The sequence below is a fragment of the Rhizobium sp. A37_96 genome, from assembly GCF_053521765.1.
The window spans coordinates 1-19832 of record NZ_JBNWDS010000004.1 but is presented as its reverse complement, the minus strand read 5'-3'; the positions used below and the strand labels follow the sequence as shown (position 1 = coordinate 19832).

Below are 19832 nucleotides of genomic sequence, written 5' to 3'. Positions count from 1 at the left end.
ATGTCCCTCGTTCCAGAAATCGATTACGGCACGCCCGCCTCCCTCTCCGAAACCATGGTGACGCTGACCATCGACGGCCGCCAGATCAGCGTGCCCGAGGGAACGTCGATCATGCGGGCCTCGATGGAAGCAGGCATTCAGGTGCCGAAGCTCTGCGCCACCGACATGGTGGATGCCTTCGGCTCCTGCCGGCTCTGTCTCGTCGAGATCGAAGGCCGCAACGGCACGCCGGCGTCCTGCACGACGCCGGTCGCACCGGGCATCGTCGTCCATACGCAGACCGGCCGGTTGAAGGACATCCGTCGCGGCGTCATGGAGCTCTACATCTCCGACCACCCGCTCGACTGTCTGACCTGTGGCGCCAACGGCGATTGCGAGCTGCAGGACATGGCCGGTGCCGTCGGCCTGCGCGACGTTCGCTACGGCTATGAGGGCGACAATCACGTCAAGGCGCGCAACAGCGGCGACATCAATCTGAAATGGATGCCGAAGGACGAGTCCAATCCCTATTTCACCTATGATCCTTCGAAGTGCATCGTCTGCTCGCGCTGCGTGCGCGCCTGCGAGGAAGTGCAGGGCACCTTCGCGCTGACCATCGAGGGTCGTGGCTTCGGCTCGCGCGTCTCGCCCGGCATGCACGAGCATTTCATCGACTCGGAATGCGTCTCCTGCGGCGCCTGCGTACAGGCTTGCCCGACGGCGACGCTGACGGAGAAATCGGTTATAGAGATCGGCCAGCCCGAGCATTCGCTCGTCACCACCTGCGCCTATTGCGGCGTCGGCTGTTCCTTCAAGGCCGAGATGCGCGGCGAGGAACTGGTGCGCATGGTGCCCTGGAAGGATGGCCAGGCCAATCGCGGCCATTCCTGCGTCAAGGGCCGCTTCGCCTATGGCTATTCGACGCACAAGGACCGCATCCTCAACCCGATGGTGCGCGAAAAGATCACCGACCCCTGGCGCGAGGTGACCTGGGACGAGGCTTTTGCCCATATCGCCACCGAGTTCAAGCGTCTGCAGTATCAGTATGGCCGCGAATCCGTCGGCGGCATCACCTCGTCGCGCTGCACCAACGAGGAAACCTTCCTCGTGCAGAAGCTGGTGCGCGCCGGCTTCGGCAACAACAATGTCGATACCTGTGCCCGCGTCTGTCATTCGCCGACCGGTTACGGGCTCGGGCAGGCCTTCGGTACCTCGGCCGGCACGCAGAATTTCGACAGCGTCGAGCATTCCGATGTGGTTCTGGTCATCGGCGCCAATCCGACGGACGGCCATCCGGTGTTCGGCTCGCGGCTGAAGAAGCGGCTGCGCCAGGGCGCCAAGCTCATCGTCATTGACCCGCGCCGGATCGATCTGGTGCGCACGCCGCATGTCGAGGCCAGCTATCATCTGCCGCTGAAGCCGGGCACCAACGTCGCGATGATGACGGCGCTCGCCCATGTCATTGTCACCGAAGGCCTGTTCGACGAAAAGTTCATCCGCGAACGCTGCGACTGGTCCGAATTCGAGGATTGGGCAGCCTTCGTTGCCGAACCGCAGCACAGCCCGGAGGAGACGGAGAAATATACCGGCGTTCCCGCCGATCTCGTGCGCGGTGCGGCTCGTCTCTTTGCCACGGGCGGCAATGGCGCGATCTATTACGGCCTCGGCGTCACCGAGCATAGCCAGGGCTCGACCACGGTCATGGCAATCGCCAATCTCGCCATGGTAACGGGCAATATCGGCCGTCCGGGCGTCGGCGTGAACCCGTTGCGCGGGCAGAACAACGTGCAGGGCTCCTGCGACATGGGCTCCTTCCCGCACGAGCTGCCTGGCTATCGCCATGTCTCCGACGACGCGACCCGCGATATCTTCGAAAAGCTCTGGGGCGTGAAGCTCAACAACGAGCCCGGCCTGCGCATCCCGAACATGCTCGATGCCGCCGTCGACGGCAGCTTCAAGGGCCTCTATATCCAGGGCGAGGATATTCTCCAGTCCGATCCGGATACCAAGCATGTCGCCGCCGGCCTTGCGGCGATGGAATGCGTCGTCGTCCACGATCTCTTCCTGAACGAGACCGCCAATTACGCCCATGTCTTCCTGCCCGGTTCGACCTTCCTCGAAAAGGACGGCACCTTCACCAATGCCGAGCGCCGCATCAACCGCGTGCGCAAGGTCATGACCCCGCGCAACGGCTATGCCGATTGGGAAGTGACGCAGAAGATGGCGCAGGCCATGGGACTTGACTGGCACTACACGCATCCGTCCGAGATCATGGACGAGATCGCCGCGACGACGCCGAGCTTCGCCATGGTCTCCTACGACTATCTGGAGAAGATGGGCTCGGTGCAGTGGCCCTGCAACGAGAAGACGCCGCTCGGCTCGCCGATCATGCATATCGATGGCTTCGTGCGCGGCAAGGGCAAGTTCATCCGCACGGAATATGTACCGACCGACGAACGCACAGGCCCGCGCTTCCCGCTGCTGCTGACCACCGGGCGCATTCTTAGCCAGTACAATGTCGGCGCCCAGACGCGGCGCACCGAAAACGTCGTCTGGCATGCGGAGGACCGCCTGGAGATCCATCCGCACGATGCGGAGCAGCGCGGCATCCGCGAAGGCGACTGGATCAGGCTCAGCAGCCGCTCCGGCGACACGACGCTCAGGGCATTGATTACCGACCGCGTCGCTCCCGGCGTCGTCTACACGACCTTCCATCACCCGGACACGCAGGCTAACGTCATCACGACGGACTATACCGACTGGGCGACGAACTGCCCGGAATACAAGGTGACGGCGGTGCAGGTCTCGCCGTCGAACGGTCCGTCGCAGTGGCAGGTCGAGTACGACGAACAGGCCAAGCAGTCTCGTCGGATACTTGGGAAGATGGAGGCTGCGGAGTGAGGCTGGGTGGATTTTCTCCTTCTCCCCTCGGGGAGAAGGTGCCCGAAGGGCGGATGAGGGGGTATTTTCTCGCAAAAGGAAATATTCTTCGCTTGCGCTCCGGACGCGCGGAACTGCCGCGCCTTGCCCCCCTCATCCGACGTTTCGCGCCACCTTCTCCACGCCGGGGAGAAGGGGAGTTCGGACAATGACCAGCTTCACCCCCACGGCCACCGTCCCCGAGACTGCCCGCCGTAACGGCCTGCTGCGCTCTGGTTCGCGTATCGTCCCGGAGGAAGTGCCGATCGCCTTTTCCTATGGCGGCACGTCGCACGCCGTCATGATGGGAACGCCCGCCGACATCGAGGATTTCGCCATCGGTTTCAGTCTGACCGAGGGCATCATCACCGATATCGGTCAGATCGCGGCGATCGAGCCGATCGAAGACGAGCAGGGGATAGACGTTCAGATCATTCTGGTCGACGAGGTGGCCGATGCGTTGCGGTTGCGCCGTCGCCATATGGCGGGGCCGGTCGGCTGCGGCCTGTGCGGCATCGAATCGATCGAGCAGGCCGTGCGCAAGGTGCCGGATGTCTCCAAGGTCGAACTCGCCTTGACGCAGAAGGATATCGTCAGCGCGATCGCTCTCCTCAACGACGCCCAGCCGCTGCATCGCGAGACGCGCGCCGTTCATGGCGCCGGGTTCTATATTCCGGCCGAGGGATTGCTTGCGGTGCGGGAGGATGTGGGCCGGCACAATGCGCTGGACAAGCTCTGCGGCGCGGTCATCGGCTCCGGTCGCAAAGGAGCCGAAGGCGTGGTTGCCGTTACCAGCCGGCTGTCGGTCGAGATGGTGCAGAAAGCGGCGATACTGGGCAGCGCCGTGCTCGTCGCCATCTCCGCGCCGACCGCGCTTGCCATCCGCACCGCCGACGAAGCCGGCATGACGCTGGTGGCGCTTGTGCGTGGCGACGACTTCGAGATTTTTACCCATCCGCATCGCATCACTCTGGAGAGCATCGCCGATGTCGCCTGACGAAACGCCGCACGGCAAGACCGAAGCCAAACTCGTCTACATGGCGAATCAGATCGCCACCTTCTTCAAGACGCAGCCGGCGGACGAGGCGGTCGAAGGTGTGGCGACGCACATCAACAAATTCTGGGAGCCGCGCATGCGGCGGCAGCTGTTTGCCATCATCGATCATGGGGACAGCGGGTTGAGTCCGCTGGTGCTGGAGGCGGCCCCACTCATTCATAAGCCGGCTTAGTATCGAAGTCCGCAAGGGCTTTTGGGCTTATTGCCAATTCACAGAGGTAGTCTCATTCTCGGGCGAGTTGGATGGCGCTTGCGTAGTTCGGCTGACTGCGCGTGCAAGAAATGCAGAAGCCGCCTCGGCGGTCGCGGCGGCTTCCTGTAGCACAAGCAATGGCGACAGAGTTCACGCCGCGCGGCGCATCACCATACCGCGGATCATCGAGTCCGCCAGGCGGAACTGTGCGAGCAGCGTGTGCAACGCATCCGCCTCATTGGCGAGCCTGAGGCTTGCCGCGGTGCTCTCCTCGACCATGGCGGCATTCTGCTGCGTGGTCTGATCCAGCGAATTGATCGCGGAGTTGATTTCCCGGAGGCCGATCGTCTGCTCCTTCGATGCCTTCACGATGGCGGCGACATTGGTGTTGATATCGCCAACCTGGGTGACGATCTGCTCCAGTGCCTTGCCCGTCTGGCCGACAAGGCCGACGCCGCTCTTCACATGCTCGCTGGAGGCGGTGATCAGCGCCTTGATCTCCTTGGCGGCACTCGCCGAGCGTTGCGCCAGCTCGCGCACCTCCTGCGCCACGACGGCGAAGCCCTTGCCGGCTTCGCCTGCGCGTGCCGCCTCCACGCCGGCATTCAATGCCAGGAGGTTGGTCTGGAAGGCGATGTCATCGATGACGCCGATGATGTTGGTGATCTCGCGCGAGGATTTCTCGATCTGGTCCATGGCGGCGACGGCGCTGCGAACCACTGTGCCGGATTGCTCGGCACCGCGCTTGGTCTCGGCAACGAGACGCCCGGCCTCCTCGGCACGCTGGCTGGAATCGGCAACCGTGGTGGTGATCTCTTCCAGGGCGGCGGCGGTTTCCTCCACGGAGGCTGCCTGCTGCTCGGTGCGCCTCGAGAAGGCTTCCGCCGAATCGCCGAGCTCGCGGGATCCGGCAGCGATGGCGCTGGCATTGTCGCCGACCGTGGTCAGTGTCTCGGAGAGCCTGTGGATCGTTGCGTTGAAATCGTGGCGGAGCTGCTCCATGGACGGCACGAAGGCATGCTCGAGCGTCTTGGTCAGGTCGCCCTCCGACAGGCTGCGGAGCGCCCCGCCGAGTTCGCCGATGGCGCTCATGCGCGAGGTCACGTCGGTCGCGAACTTGACGACCTTGTAGACCTGGCCGTCGGCGCCGACGATGGGATTGTAGGCGGCCTGGATCCAGATTTCCTTGCCGCCCTTACCGTAGCGGACGAATTCGTTGGCGATGAACTCGCCCTGCGCCAGGCGCTGCCAGAAGCGCTTGTATTCCTCGGTGCGGGCATAGGCCGGTTCGCAGAAGATGCTGTGATGCTTGCCGACGATCTCGCCGAGCGTATAGCCCATGGCGCTGCAGAAGTTCTCGTTCGCCGTCAGGATCTCGCCGGTCGGCAGGAATTCGATGACGGCCTGCGAGCGGGAGATGGCGTCAAGCTTGCCAGCATCGTCGATCGCCTTTCTTTTGGCTTCGGTGACGTCTACGGCGAATTTTACAACCTTCACCGGCTTTCCGTTGCGGAAAACGGGGTTGTAGGATGCCTGGATCCAGATTTCCCGATTGCCTTTTGCGAGCCGCTTGTAGGTGCCGGCTTCATATTCGCCGCGGCCGAGGCGCGCCCAGAAATCCTGATAGGCCGATGTTGCGACATAGGCCGGTTCGCAGAACATCCGGTGGTGGTTGCCGACGATTTCCTTCAGCTCATAGCCAAGCGCGCGACAGAAGTTCTCGTTTGCGGTCAGCACTTTGCCTTGGAGGTCGAATTCGATGATGGCTTGCGATTTGGAAACGGCGGAAAGAATGCGGCTGGTATCCGATGAAAGACTGAACATTCCTATTCCCTCTCAGAAGGCTCACGCTTGACGGGCGTCGATCCATGGCATCGAAGCGGGCGGCCGCGCTCGTCGGTACGCCGAAAGACGGCGCTCCGCACGGGATGGTCGGAATGTTGAGATCGTTTCTTCTTTCCTCGCTTCGGAAACGATGATGATTAAAACCCCTTAATTTTAAGTAAAATTAAGTGTATTAGAAATTACAACTTAAATAAAATATAATTATCTAAAATTTACTCCAATAAAAAAGCCGCCACTGATTAGGCGGCGGCTTTTAAAAAGGCTATAGCGCGAAGTTACGCGGCCAGTTCTTCTACTTCGTTTTCCTTGAACATCTTGGCGAGGTTCAGGAAGCAGATCATTCCATTCTCCGTGGCGATGATACCTTCGCAATAGGCGCGGTCGAAGGAAGCCGTGACTTCCGGCACCGGCTGGACCTGGCTGGAGGCGATCGTCAGGATGTCGGAGACCCGGTCGACCAGCATGCCGATGACCATGTTGTGCACTTCGGCGACGACGATGGCGCTGCGCTCGTTGGCAACCGTGCTCTGCATGCCGAGCTTGTAGGCGAGGTCGATGATCGGGATGACCGAGCCGCGCAGGTTCATGACGCCGATGACGTCGGCCGGTGCGTGGGGGATCGGCGTAGACGGCGCCCATCCGCGAATTTCGCGGATCGTGGTCGTCTTGACGCAGAATTCCTGGTCATGCAGCCGGAAGGCAATGATCTCCAGAGTTTCGCCGCTGAAGCTGGTGGAATTGATCGTGGCCATGAACGTTCTTCCCATTGAACCGTGACGCCAAATGCGGCGCGTTGAGGTCACGATAGAGCAAGAACATTGCTCAAACCTAAATCTATACAAGGGATTTCGAGTAAGGGGGGCTGGCCACACGTTCTCGTGGTTCGAGGGCGCTTGCGCGCCACCTCACCATGAGAACTGATCTTCTCGTTCCGCAGCCCCAAAGAGGCAAGCCGTATCGGGGGGCAAGCCGTCCCATCCTCACCGTGATGCGCGGAGGCTCCTGAGCTTGTCGAAGGGGCCAAAGCCTCGAAGGGCGAGGATGGCCCCCGTGAGAGGAAGGCTGCTCCCTCGGCGGATTTCTTCTGCCGGTGGTAGGCGCCCTCAGGCGGCCCGTGTCGGACGGTCGAAGATGCGTCGGCCGAAGAGGCTTGCCGCCATTTCCACCAGAACGCGGGCGCTCTTGCCGCGGTCGTCGAGGAAAGGATTGAGCTCGACGAGATCGAGCGAGGAGACGAGACTGCTGTCGGAGAGCATCTCCATGATGAGATGGGCTTCGCGATAGGTCGCGCCACCCGGCACCGTGGTTCCCACGCCCGGCGCAATATCCGGATCGAGGAAATCGACGTCGAAGCTGACATGCAGCAGGCCGTTGGCGGCGCTGACGGTATCGAGCACCTTGCGCATGATGGCGGCCACACCCTGTTCGTCGAGCGAGCGCATGTCGAAGACGTTGACGCCATGCTCGCGGATCTCCTCGCGCTCGCGCGGATCGACGGAGCGGATGCCGACCTGGAAGACCTTCGTCGGATCGACCAGCGGCCGGCCGGCCGGCAGAACGCCTTCAATCTCGGCCTCGCCGCAGTAGTAGGCAACGGGCATGCCGTGAATGTTGCCCGACGGAGAGGTCGCGGGCGAATTGAAATCCGAGTGCGCGTCGAGCCAGAGCACGAAAAGCGGCCGGCCGACCTCGGCTGCATGGCGGGCCATGCCGGAAACGCTGCCCATGGACAGGCTGTGATCGCCGCCAAGGATCAGCGGGAAGCCACCCGACGATGCGACATCGTAGACTTTCGCTTCCAGCGCCCGGGTGAATGCGCCGACGATTTTCAGATTGTGGGCGTGGGGATGCTCCGGAAGGTCTGCTGCCGGAACCGGATGCAGATCGCCGCTGTCGGTGACACGGTGGCCGAGTTCGATCAACGTCGTTTCGATGCCGGCGATGCGCAGCGCGGTCGGGCCCATTGCGGCGCCGCGGCGGCCGGAGCCTTCCTCCAGGGGAACGCCGATCAAGGTAACGGGAGTGGATTGCGTGTTCATCGGCATTGCTCCGAGGGTTGGAGAAATTCCGGACGGAAAACTGCGGAGCGGCTTTCCGTGCGGAATTGCATAAAACAATGAGATAGAGCAGCTCGGAGTTTCCATGAAGTGCCGAACCGCCCTGGAGGCTGTCGAGTCGCATTATTGATTGTCTGCATGACAGCAAAAAGATGGAAAAGTGTCGAAAATCGATTAGGTTTCGACAGATTGATCAATTCGATTTACCAGAATGACAAGCCATATGGACGACCTCGACCGCGATCTCCTCAGTGCGCTGCGCAACAATGCGCGCATCTCCGTTTCCTCCCTGGCGGCGGCTACCGGCGCGTCGCGCGCAACCGTCGCCGCGCGCATAGAGCGGCTCGTGGAGAACGGCACCATTGCCGCCTTCACCATTCGCACCGGCCATGAAACCCGTGCGGCCGGCGTCAGGGCCATCGTTCTGATCGAGGTGCTCGGCAAGCTGGCCGACAAGGTTGCCGATCAGCTTCGAGGCTTGCCGCAGGTCAGGGCACTGCACAGCACCAACGGCAAATGGGATTTCATTGCCGAACTGGAAGATCGCGATCTGGCCTCGTTCGACGAAACGCTCAGGCGGATCAGGCTGATCAACGGCATCAACATCACCGAATCCAATATCCTGCTGAAGACCAGCAAGATGGGATTCTGAGGCTTAATATTCGTGCTCGTAGACGATGCCGGCTTCGCCTGCGCCATCCGAGCCTGCCGCGCCGCGCAGCTTCACGCCGCGCCCGACATTGAGGTTGATGATCGCCTTGGTGTTGTTGGACGCGCCCTGCTGCAGCTCGATATAGGTGCGCTTGTTGATGTACTTGCCGGCGCCGACCTGCGCCTGACCGTTCGCATCGGTCGAGATGTCGAGGTCATCGACGCCGAGATGGCTGCGCAGGCCCTCGAACAGCGAGGTCGAGCGACCGCCTGCGAGCTGGCTTGCGGCATCGGCGAGCTGGGCGATCTGCATGGCCGACAGTTTTGACATGGATTGGCCGAAGATCAGCTGCGCCAACACCTCGTCCTGCGGCAAGGCAGGGGAAGAGGAGAAGCCGATCTGCGGGTCGGTCGCGAGACCGGTGACATCGACCGTGATCGTGGTGGAACCGGCCGACGATGTCGCTTCCATGTTGAGCGCCGGCGTCAGGTCGCCGCCGAAGGTGATCTTGCTGGTGTCGGTGAAATCGAGCCGGCGGCTGAGGATGGTCAGGCGTCCACGGCGCATGGTGAAGCCGCCGGAGACGACCGGCTCCGCCGCCGTCCCGCGCACGGTGATGTTGCCGCCGAGTTCGGCGTCGATGCCGCGGCCGCGCACGAAGATCTGCGAGGGCGCCTGGAGCTGCAGGTCGATGCCGAGCGTCGTCGATTTGCTCCTTGGCCCTTCCGGCTTCTGATCCTTGAACTGGGCGCTGACGGCGGCCGGCGCATTCTTGTGCTTGATGTTGATTTCGGAGAGCGACGCCGGCAGCTTTTCGGGCACGGTGATCGACGCCTTGTTGATCCGCAGGTTGCCCGTCAGCATCGGCGCGGTCATCAGCGGGCCCTTGACGCCGAGCGTGCCGTTGACGGTCGCGGCCACCAGCGTGCCGTCGACATAGGTCGCGTTGTTGAACTTCACTTGGATATCGGCGGGGAAGCCGCTTTCCGGGGTGATGCCGACCGTGCCGCTGCCCGATATGCTGCCGCCGCTGGCCAGGTTGCCGCTGAGGCGCGATATGACGGCCTGCTTGCCGTCGAGCGTTACCGTCACGGCGAGCCCGTTGAGCGTCAGGTTGCGGCGGACATCGACCAGCTTGGCGCCGTCGGTGGAAATGGAACCGCTGATGGCGGGTGCGGCGGTGGTGCCGCCGATCTGCATGTCGATCCTGGCCGTGCCCGTCATGACGAGGCCCTGTGCCGCAAGCTGGCCGGCAAGGGCATCGAAGGGCAGATTGCCGGAAAATTTGAGTGCCATGGCCTTGCTGCCGGCGATGGCGACTGTGCCGCCGCCATTGAGCGCCAGGCCGCTCTGGCCGGTCAGGTTGGTGTTGATCGTGACGACATTGTCGGCAAACTTGCCGTCCGCCTTGATGCCGAGCGGCGTAAGCCCGGCGGATTTCGTCTGGCTCGTTGCCGCCCCCGACCAATTGGTCTGGAATACGACGGCGGGCGAGGTCGCCTTGCCGGTGACGGCTACCGTTCCGGAGATGACGCCCTCGGCGGCAAGCGTCGGCGCGAAGACATTGGCGAGGCTGGCCGGCAGGTTGGCGATCCTGGCGTTGATGTTCAGCGTCTGGCCAGCGGTGCCGTCGACCGTAACCGAACCGCCCCCGGTCTGCAGGGTCAAGCCGTTCAGCGATGCGATGCCGTCCTTGATGACGATCTTGGTCGGAGAGGCGAGCTTCACCGGGATCGTGCGCGGGGCGCCCGCAAAGGAGTCGAGGCTGACGGTCGTCTGCCCACCCGATGTTTCGACGCTGCCGCGCGTTGTCAGCGGCGCGTTGTCATAGGTCGACTTCAGATCGAAATCCGTGCGGCTGCCCTGTTGGGTGAAGGTCAGGCCGAGATCGGCGATACGGTTGGCCCCGGAGGCGATGGCGTCGGCGCGGATGCTGCCGTTTGCCGAGAAAGCCTTGAGATCGTCGACGGTGAGGGCAACGGCCGGCTTGCTGATCACGAGATCGTCGCGGCGGATGCCGCTGCCGCCGGCGTTGACCTTGAGGCCGATCTTGCCATTGGCGCTGGCGATATCGAGCGAGCCCTTGAGATCGCCCTCGGCCTTCTGTCCGGCGAGCGCTGCGAGCAGGCCGAGATCCGGCAGGTTGAAGGTGAGCGCGCCGTTCGGCTCGAAGCTCGGGGAAAGGTCGAGCTTGCCCTGCAGCTTGTTCGTGCCGATTTCCGCCGATAGCGATGGAATGCTCGTGCGGCCGTCTTTGGAAACCGCGTCGGCGGTGATGCGGATCGGCTTGCCGTCGATCGCGCCGCTTGCCTGGATGTTCGCCTGCGGTGCCTTCGGATCGGCGGTTCCCGTCACGCCGATATCGAGCGTATCCAGCAGCCGTCCTGCCAGCTTGACGTTGACGGCCTTGACCGTCGCATCGATGCCGAGCGCGGTGAGCGGCCCCTTGGCCTTGAGGCCGATATCGGCCTGTCCTTCCGCATTCGGGACGAACTTGGAGAGATCGAGCACCTTGCCGGTGAGATCCGATGTCAGGGACTGGTCGTTGAGCGCGACATTGCCGCTGATTTCGGCGACATTGGATTTCACCGCGAGGTTGGACAGCGTCATCTTGGTCGGCACTGTGCCGGCGACCTGGCCTTCCAGCGAAATCGTGCCTTCGAACTTGTTCGACACGCCGTCCGGCAAGACGCCGGGCAGAGCGAACAGCTTGAAATTGCCCGTCAGCGCCTTGGACGACAGCGTGTATTTGCCGTTGACGGTGCCGCCGATGCTGGCGCTTTCCAGCGTGGTGTTGTTGAAGCCGATCGTGTCCGGCGAGAGTTGCAGCGGCGCGGTGAGCGCGATCGGCGCGCGGATCAGCCGATTGAGGTCGGCGCTGACGAAGGCCGTCTGGCCGACGACGAGGCGAAGCTGCAGCGGACCGGACATGGCTGCAAGATTGAAGGCATCGCTTCTGGCGCTGAGATTGATCTGTCCGACCTGCCCCTGCGGCGTGCTGGCGCTGTCGAGCGCGGCCTTCGCATCGATCTTCACCGATTGCGCCGCGCCGGTCAGCGCGATATCGACGCGCGAAATCATGGCGCGCACTTCGCCGTCCTCCATCGGCCAGCGGAAGTCGACGGGTCCGGAGGTGCCGAGCAAATTGGCGTTGAGGCTGTTGTTGCCGGCGGGATCGAGCGTGCCGGATGCGGCAAGGACGGCGCTGCCGGTAGCAAGGTTACCGGTCTGGATATCGATCTTGCCCTTGCCGTCGAACGTTGCCGAGACATCGATGGTCGTCTGCCCGGCAAAGAGCGGCCGCATGGTCGGCGGCAGGAGCGAATCGACATCGCCGCCGCCCTTGACGTCTATATGATGCAGGCCATCGGCGGAGAGGCTGTGATGGCCGTCGATGGCAACTGTCGGCTTGCCGTCGAGGGCTGCCTGCAGTTTGCCGGCCCAGTTGGACAGCGGGCCTTCGCCGGAAAGGTCGATGCTGACGGCCGGGCCGCCCGGCAGGTGTAGCAGGCCGGCAAGCATACCGTCGCGAGGCTCGGAGATCTGCGTCTTCAGCTTCAGCTGGTTTTCGGCCGGGGCGAAAGCGATATCGGCGGAGAGCTTGGCGTCCGGCACATCATGACGGCTGGCGTTGAGCGTCAGGCCCATGCTGCTGCTGTTGGCCTTGACGCTGCCATCGGCGGCCAGAATGAAATCCTGCCCGGCGACCGCCTGCCCGATGCGAAGGTCAGGCAGGGCGATGGCGCCGATATCGATGGCGATGGGCAAGGAGAAGCCGGTGCTGCCTGCCGTCTGCGTCTCCGGCGCCTGCGTCGGGCTCGCCGTCGAGACCGGCAGGCGCTGGAAGTCGATCACATCGGCCGCAATGCGATCGGCGTGGAAGGTGCCGGTCAGCAAAGACAAAGGAGACCAATCGACGGCGAGGTTTTGCACCTTGGCGTAGACGCCCTTCGTGTCGGCCACGGTAATGGCACCGACCCGCAGACTGCCGCTCAGCAGCCCGGAAGGCGCTGCGATGGCAATGGTGCGGTCCGGCGTCGAGGCGAGCCTGGCCACCTGATCGACCGCATAACCCGTTGCGGAAGGCACCATGCCGACGATGAGCACAGCCGCGATCACGAGCAAAAGGATCGCCACGACCGCATAGGCGATCCAGCGCACCAGTTTCCCGAGAATTCGAATCAACATGCTCATGAAAGCGACAGTAACCTCAATTTTGTAACCGTGTGCTGAAACGTCTGCGACAACTATACGGTTTGTCAGAAGGCCTGGCCGATGCCGGCATAGATGCCATAAGATGTGCCGCCGTCGTATTTCTTCAACGGAACGGCGACATCGAGCCTGATCGGGCCGAAGGGCGTAGCGTAACGCAGGCCGACGCCAGCGCCAATGCGCAGATCGGAAAAGTCCGGAAAGGCGGTATCGGTGACGCTGCCCATATCGACGAAGGGAACGACCCCGATCGTATCGGTGATCTTCATGCGGGCCTCGAACGAGGCGGTGGCATAGGAGCGGCCGCCGGTTTCGTCGCCGTTGGAGTTGTAAGGCGAAATTTCCTGATAGCTGTAACCGCGCACCGAGCCGCCGCCGCCGGCATAGAAGCGTCGGGTGGCGGGGATATCCTCGATGCTGTTCGCGCCGATCAGCGAGCCCAGCGCGAGCTTGCCGGCGAAGACGACGTTGTTGTTGGCGCCGATCCCCTTGTAGCCGGAGATCGAACCCTCGACGGAGCTGAAGATCGAGCCGCCTATCGCCTCATAGCTCGGCTTGGCGCTGATCGAAGCGCGATAGCCTTCCGTCGGGTCCAGCTTGTTGTCGCGCGTGTCGCGAATATATTCGAGCGGGATCGCGACCGTCAGATAATTGTGCTTTCCGAAGGCGTCGGTCGTGTCGGATTCATAGGACACTTCTCCGCCGGCGGAGACGGTATCCTGATCGTTGATTTCATAGGCAAGGCCGCCGCTTCCCGTCACCGTATTGGCGTCGTAGGCGTCCGGATGCAGGCTCTGCATCTTCAGGGCCGCGGTGAAGGTCGCCGAAGGGTAGAATGTCGCAGGCCTGACATAGGTGATGCCGGCCGTATAATCGAGCTGGCCGACATCGGTCGTCTCGCCGATGCGGGACACGGATCCGTCGATGCGCAGCGAGTCCGCGCGGCCCGTCAGATTGCGGTGCCCCCAATAGCCCTGCAGGCCGAAGCCATCGATGGTGGAATATTGCGCGCCGACGCCGAAGAAGCGCTGCTTGCCTTCCGACACTTCGATAGTCGTCGGGATGCTGCCGTCCGGTGCCAGCTTGTCGGCCTCGCGGATGGTGACGCTGGAAAAAACACCGAGCTTCCGCAAGCGATCCGACGCCTTCTTCAATTCGTCGGGCGAGTAAGGCTTGCCTTCGTTGATGCGGGCATAGCGCTTGATGAAATCCGGATCGACCGATTTCTGGCCGGTGACGCCGACGTTGCCGAAAGGTGCTATGGGACCGCTGTCGACCTTCAGCGTAACATCGACCGTATTGGTGGCGTGGTCGGCGACGACGTCGCGATTGTCGAGCTTGGCGAGCGGATGTCCCCCGTTCTTGAAGTCGGCAACCATCTTGTCGCCTGCCTTCAGGATGGTCAGCGAGCCGGCATCGCCGCCACGCACGAGCCCGTAATTCGCCGGATCCAGCCTGGCGGCATCGCCGAGCAGGCTGACCTTGCCGAGCTTGAAGACGGGGCCGGGGCTGACGCTGATGGTCACCGCGACGGGTTTCGCGCGGCTGAAGGTCGGCGTCGGCGGCAAGGCATCGAGCGGGGTGCCGTTGATGGTGATGGTGACCACGCCGCCGTAGCGCGCTTTTTCGTAGAGGGAGGCGATCAGCCGGTCGCGATCGTCGCGCGCCTTCACCACGACGCCGAGGTCGCCGGACACCGGCTTCTTTTCGTCGGATACCAGCATCGAGCTTTCGCTCAGCGCTTCCTTGAGATCCTTGTCGAGATTGTCGGCCTTGAAATCGACCGTGTAGCGGACGGGATCGGAAACCTGGTCGGCTGTTTCGTCCTCACCCCAGAGCTTGATGCCGAAGAGTTTGAATGCAAAGGCATTTCCGGCGCATATAGGACCGAGCGCAAGCGCTGCCGCAACCGCTGCCACGGTTCCTGCCTGCCGATACGCAATACTCTTCTTCGGTACAGTTCTTTTATGCATACGCCGCTTTACGGTTACATGAGAACTTACTCAGCTTGACGTTTCCCCCAGGTTAACGCGCGGCCACCATAGAGGCAAAAGTCCCCGAGGTGTACCGTTTTGGAGTCAAAAACCCGGAAAATATGACTGCCAAAGCGCAAAACGCGCGGATCTTGGCGAGGGTTCGGAATGTCGGGGCGACCTGTGCTGCGACCCGTAAAGGTTGCCGTCATCCGACCGATAGTCGAGGTCGCCGCCTTGGTGCGGGTTGTTGTGCCCGGCCGGAAATCAAAAAGTCCCGGACTTGCGATCCGGGACTCTGAAAATCTCGATCTGGGATCGATCAGTAACCGCGATAGCCGCCGCGCGGGCAATCGTCGATGTAGCGACGGCCATAGCGGTCGCGGTAGTAGCACTGGCCGGGCTGCTCCTGGACGCTGCCGATGAGGGCGCCGGAGACGCCGCCGATCGCTGCGCCGACTGCCGCACCACGGACGTTGCCCGTGACTGCGCCGCCGATGATCGCGCCGGATGCCGCGCCGATGCCTGCGCCCTGTTCGGTCGGCGTGCAGCTTGCGATAGACAAGCCGACCAATGCGAGCATAAGAACTTTCTTCATTTATCTCTCCAACGTTAGTTAAGCCGAACCCCGGCCAACGTCGTCCCAATTCTTCAGCTCCACCACGATGGGCTGTCTTGCAGTCCTGCAGTGATAGAAAATATCGTGCAAAATATGATTGTCTATCGGTGGATGGCAGTTTTTTTCTTGCTGAAGAAAGATGGCTTGGCGTTCGCAGAATAAAACCGTCCGCGGCAAGGATAAAATCCATGATCTCTCTAAAGTAGAGGTTGATTGGACTGCAAAAAAGTCAAATGATGCCCTTGCCTCTGGAGGAGAGGCGAGGAGGAAAATATGGCAAAAGTGACTTTGACGGTGAATGGCCGTTCGGTCGGCGGCGAGTGCGAGGACCGCACGCTGCTTGTCCATTTCATCAGGGAAAAACTCGGCCTGACCGGAACCCATGTCGGCTGCGACACCAGCCAGTGCGGCGCCTGTGTCGTGCATATGGACGGCAAGTCGGTGAAGAGCTGTTCGATCCTGGCCGTTCAGGCTTCCGGCTCCAGGATCACAACCATCGAGGGTCTGGCCGCCAACGGCGAACTGCATCCGGTTCAGGCCGCCTTCAAGGAGCATCATGGCCTGCAATGCGGCTTCTGTACGCCGGGCATGGTGATGACCGCGGTCGACATGATTAACCGTCATGGCGGAGCGCTGGACGAAAAGACGGTGCGCAGCGAGCTCGAAGGCAATATCTGTCGATGCACCGGCTATCACAATATCGTCAAGGCGGTGCTTTCAGCCAATGCCGAGATGAATGCCGCCAGCCAGGCGGCCGAATAGAGTTTCACCGAGACCGTCTGGCGAAACGCCGATGATCGTCGTCTTGGCGTGGTGCCAGGCCCGCAACCCCAATGGGAGGATGTGATGGGCGTGGAAGGCATTGGCGCGCGCGTGGCGCGCAAAGAGGACAAGCGATTTCTGACAGGCAAGGGGCGATACACCGACGACATGGTGACGCCGGGAATGAAATATGCCTATTTCGTTCGCAGCCCGCATGCACATGCGAAGATCACCGGCATCGATGTGTCGGCGGCTGTTTCGATGCCGGGCGTGATCGGCGTGCTCGACGGCAAGCAGCTGCTGGCCGATGGCATCGGCAACCTCATCTGCGGCTGGATGATCCATTCGCGCGACGGCTCCCCGATGAAGATGGGCGCCTGGCGGCCGCTGGCGGTCGATACGGTCCGCTATGTCGGCGATGCCGTCGCCATCGTCGTTGCCGACAGCCTCGGCGAAGCGCGCGATGCGGCCGAAGCCGTTGCCGTCGATTACGAGGAACTGCCCGCGGTCGTCGAGGCGGTGAATGCGCTGAAAGCGGGCGCGCCGCAGATCCATCCCGAAGCGCCCGACAACCTGATCTTCGACTGGGAGCTGGGCGATGCGGCGGCGACCGACAAGGCAATCGCCGAGGCGGCCCATGTCACCGAGATCGAGATCCACAACAACCGGCTTTCGCCGAATGCCATGGAGCCGCGCGCCACGCTCGGCATCTACGACGCGGCCGAGGACCATTATACCTGCTACACGACGAGCCAAAACCCGCATGTGGCGCGTCTCGTCATGAGCGCCTTCTACAATGTCGCGCCGGAAAACAAGCTGCGCGTCATTGCGCCCGACGTCGGCGGCGGCTTCGGTTCGAAGATCTACATCTACCCCGAGGAAATCGTCTGTCTCTGGGCGTCGAAGAAGACCGGCGTGCCGGTCAAATGGACGGCCGACCGCACGGAAGCCTTCCTGACCGATGCGCATGGCCGCGATCATCTCTCCAAGGTCAAGATGGCCTTCGATGCGCAGAACCGCATCACCGCGCTGAAGGTCGACACGATAGCCAATCTCGGCGCTTACATGTCGCTGTTCTCCTCGGCCGTGCCGACCTATCTCTATGCGACATTGCTATCCGGCCAATACGCCATTCCGGCAATCCACGCCAACGTCCGCACGGTCTACACCAATACCGTGCCGGTCGATGCCTATCGCGGGGCAGGGCGGCCGGAGGCGACCTATCTTCTGGAGCGCACGGTGGAAACGGCGGCGCGCGAGCTCGGCGTTTCGCCGGCGGAACTCCGGCGGATCAACTTCGTCCGCTCCTTCCCCTACCAGACGCCCGTCATCATGAACTACGACGCCGGCGACTATGAGGCTTCCCTCAACGCCGCCATGCAGCAGGCGGATTGGGATGGTTTCCCCGCCCGCAAGGCGGAGGCGGACGCCCGCGGCATGAAGCGCGGCATCGGCATGAGCTGCTACATCGAGGCATGCGGCATTGCGCCGTCGCAGGCGGTAGGATCGCTCGGCGCCGGCGTCGGCCTGTGGGAATCGGCCGAGGTGCGGGTGAACGCGGTCGGAACGATCGAAGTGCTCACCGGCTCGCACAGCCACGGGCAGGGGCATGAGACCACCTTCGCGCAGCTGGTGGCGGATCGTCTCGGCGTGCCGATCGACAGCGTCTCCATCGTCCATGGCGATACCGACAAGGTGCAGATGGGCATGGGTACCTATGGCTCCCGTTCCGGGGCCGTCGGCATGTCCGCCGTCGTCAAGGCGCTCGACAAGGTCGAGGCGAAGGCGAAGAAGATCGCCGCGCACCTGATGGAGGCCGACGAAAGCGATATCGTCATCGAAAACGGTGAAGTGAAGGTGGCAGGCACCGACAAGGCGCTGCCGTGGTTCCAGGTGGCGCTCGCCTCCTACACGGCGCACAACCTGCCCGCCGGCATGGAGCCGGGCCTGAAGGAGACCGCCTTCTATGATCCGGCGAACTTCACCTTCCCGGCCGGCTGCTACATCTGCGAGGTCGAAGTGGACCCGGAGACGGGCAAGACCGAGATCGTGCAGTTCGTCGCGGCCGACGACTTCGGCAACATCATCAACCCGATGATCGTCGAGGGGCAGGTGCATGGCGGTATCGCGCAGGGCATCGGCCAGGCGTTGCTGGAAGGCGTGCATTACGATGAGAACGGCCAGCTTCTGACGGCGAGCTTCATGGACTACACCATGCCGCGCGCCGATGACCTGCCGTCCTTCCAGCTTTCGCATCAGAACACGCCGTGTCCGAGCAATCCGCTCGGCATCAAGGGATGCGGCGAGGCGGGCGCCATCGGCTCGCCGCCGGCGCTGATGAACGCCATCACCGATGCGATCGGCAACAACACGCTGACCATGCCGGCGACCCCGCTCAAGGTGTGGGAAGCGGCGCGGGCCGGTGCCTGAAACGAGAGGAGGATAGGACAATGTACGCAACCAATTACCATCGCGCCTCCTCGGTCGACGAAGCCGTGAAGTTTCTGTCGAATACCGACGAAGGCAAATACGTCTCCGGCGGCATGACGCTGATCGCCACCATGAAGCAGCGGTTGGCCTCGCCGAGCGATCTCGTCGATCTCCGGCATATCCCCTCGCTCAAGGGCATCCGCGTCGATGGCCGCAGGGTCACGATCGGGGCGGCGACCACCCATGCGGAGGTGGCCTCCTCGGCGGCGATCTGCTCGGTCTGTCCGGCGCTTTGCGAACTTGCCGGCATGATCGGCGATCCGCATGTCCGGCATATGGGCACGATCGGCGGGTCCGTCGCCAACAACGATCCGGCGGCGGATTATCCGTCGGCGGTGCTGGCGCTGAATGCCACCATCGTTACCGACCGGCGCCAGATCGCGGCCGACGACTTCTTTCGGGGTCTGTTCGAAACCGCGCTGCAGGGTGCCGAGCTGATTACCTCCATTGCCTTCGATGCTCCGGAAAGGGCCGGCTATGCCAAGTTCCCCAATCCGGCCTCGCGCTATGCGATGACGGGGGTCTTCGTCGCCAAGGGGGCGGGTGGCGTGCGCGTCGCCGTTACCGGCGCGGGTGCGGACGGCGTGTTCCGGCAGGGAGATCTGGAGCAGGCGCTTGCGGCGAACTGGCTGCCGGAAGCGGTGGCGGGCGTGACCGTCGATCCGGGCATGTTGCTTGCAGACCTGCATGCGACGGCGGAATACCGCGCCAATTTGATCAAGGTCATGGCGAAACGCGCCGTGGTTGCGGCATAGATTCGCCACGAGTAAGCCCGGACCGGCGGGGTTTACCCGCCGTTCCGGAGAGAGTGTTTCCGCCATGGTTTCGATTGTCAATTTTGCGTGAATCAGTATTCTTGTCTGGAATTGTTCAAAATTAGGGGCCATTTGCCGCAGCCGGGCGTGAAAGCAATGCGGAGGGGTTGACGTGTGAACCGCCATTCTCGAAAACGGTTGCACGGTACTGGAGCAGATGATGGATTTCGAAGCATTTTTTAAGGGCGAGCTTGACGGACTTCACGGTGAGGGCCGTTACCGGGTCTTCGCCGATCTCGAACGCCGCCGAGGCAATTTC

General features: G+C 62.6%; 14 protein-coding genes. 7 read left to right on the top strand and 7 right to left on the bottom strand.

Translation table 11 applies throughout. The features are described 5' to 3' along the window. The 3 genes from fdhF (at nt 1) to ACQZ6J_RS13775 (ending at nt 4127) form a co-directional block, all read left to right on the top strand. On the top strand, nt 1–2880 hold the full coding sequence (gene fdhF / locus ACQZ6J_RS13785; RefSeq protein ID WP_449084470.1) for a formate dehydrogenase subunit alpha: 2880 nt from the start codon (nt 1–3) through the stop codon (nt 2878–2880). 187 nt (nt 2881–3067) lie between these two features. After that, entirely contained in the window at nt 3068–3895 is an 828-nt protein-coding gene (gene fdhD, locus ACQZ6J_RS13780) for a formate dehydrogenase accessory sulfurtransferase FdhD (protein WP_449084469.1), read from the top strand. Continuing rightward, nucleotides 3885–4127 carry a formate dehydrogenase subunit delta gene (locus tag ACQZ6J_RS13775; protein ID WP_449084468.1) on the top strand — a complete coding sequence of 81 codons (243 nt, stop codon included), beginning with the start codon at nt 3885–3887 and terminating at the stop codon, nt 4125–4127. The genes fdhD and ACQZ6J_RS13775 overlap by 11 nt, the downstream gene beginning before the upstream one ends. A gap of 171 nt (nt 4128–4298) precedes the next feature. Here the strand turns inward: ACQZ6J_RS13775 and ACQZ6J_RS13770 are convergent, their stop codons facing one another. The 3 genes from ACQZ6J_RS13770 to rocF form a co-directional block, all read right to left on the bottom strand. Beyond that, a complete protein-coding gene (locus tag ACQZ6J_RS13770; RefSeq protein WP_449084467.1) occupies nt 4299–5972 on the bottom strand; it encodes a methyl-accepting chemotaxis protein in 1674 nt (557 codons plus the stop codon). Nucleotides 5973–6268: 296 nt separating this feature from the next. Beyond that, nucleotides 6269–6745, bottom strand: a complete 477-nt coding sequence (locus tag ACQZ6J_RS13765) for a chemotaxis protein CheW (protein WP_163987005.1) — start codon at nt 6743–6745, stop codon at nt 6269–6271. A 351-nt stretch (nt 6746–7096) separates the two neighbouring features. Beyond that, nucleotides 7097–8032, bottom strand: coding sequence for an arginase (rocF, locus tag ACQZ6J_RS13760; protein WP_163987004.1), 936 nt, complete (start codon nt 8030–8032; stop codon nt 7097–7099). A gap of 241 nt (nt 8033–8273) precedes the next feature. On the opposite strand from rocF, the gene ACQZ6J_RS13755 reads away from it, so the two are divergent. After that, entirely contained in the window at nt 8274–8702 is a 429-nt protein-coding gene (locus tag ACQZ6J_RS13755) for an Lrp/AsnC family transcriptional regulator (protein WP_112804040.1), read from the top strand. Between the two features lie 3 nt (nt 8703–8705). On the opposite strand, the gene ACQZ6J_RS13750 is transcribed toward ACQZ6J_RS13755, so the two are convergent. From ACQZ6J_RS13750 to ACQZ6J_RS13740, 3 genes are all read right to left on the bottom strand, one after another. Beyond that, the gene (locus tag ACQZ6J_RS13750) at nt 8706–12896 is read right to left on the bottom strand and encodes a translocation/assembly module TamB domain-containing protein (protein ID WP_449084466.1); all 4191 of its coding nucleotides are present in this window, start codon (nt 12894–12896) and stop codon (nt 8706–8708) included. Between the two features lie 65 nt (nt 12897–12961). Beyond that, on the bottom strand, nt 12962–14887 hold the full coding sequence (locus tag ACQZ6J_RS13745) for an autotransporter assembly complex protein TamA (protein ID WP_449084465.1): 1926 nt from the start codon (nt 14885–14887) through the stop codon (nt 12962–12964). A 322-nt stretch (nt 14888–15209) separates the two neighbouring features. Next, complete coding sequence (locus tag ACQZ6J_RS13740) at nt 15210–15485, bottom strand: glycine zipper domain-containing protein (RefSeq protein ID WP_163987001.1); 276 nt, start codon at nt 15483–15485, stop codon at nt 15210–15212. A 294-nt stretch (nt 15486–15779) separates the two neighbouring features. On the opposite strand from ACQZ6J_RS13740, the gene ACQZ6J_RS13735 reads away from it, so the two are divergent. The 3 genes from ACQZ6J_RS13735 to ACQZ6J_RS13725 all read left to right on the top strand — a co-directional run bounded on the left by ACQZ6J_RS13735 (nt 15780) and on the right by ACQZ6J_RS13725 (nt 19513). Beyond that, nucleotides 15780–16268 carry a (2Fe-2S)-binding protein gene (locus ACQZ6J_RS13735; RefSeq protein WP_449084464.1) on the top strand — a complete coding sequence of 163 codons (489 nt, stop codon included), beginning with the start codon at nt 15780–15782 and terminating at the stop codon, nt 16266–16268. Nucleotides 16269–16352: 84 nt separating this feature from the next. Then, nucleotides 16353–18698, top strand: a complete 2346-nt coding sequence (locus ACQZ6J_RS13730) for a xanthine dehydrogenase family protein molybdopterin-binding subunit (RefSeq protein ID WP_449084463.1) — start codon at nt 16353–16355, stop codon at nt 18696–18698. A gap of 20 nt (nt 18699–18718) precedes the next feature. After that, nucleotides 18719–19513 carry an FAD binding domain-containing protein gene (locus ACQZ6J_RS13725; protein WP_449084462.1) on the top strand — a complete coding sequence of 265 codons (795 nt, stop codon included), beginning with the start codon at nt 18719–18721 and terminating at the stop codon, nt 19511–19513. Nucleotides 19514–19634: 121 nt separating this feature from the next. Here the strand turns inward: ACQZ6J_RS13725 and ACQZ6J_RS13720 are convergent. Further along, nucleotides 19635–19832: hypothetical protein (locus tag ACQZ6J_RS13720; protein ID WP_449084718.1), on the bottom strand; the 198-nt coding region annotated here is incomplete at its 5' end.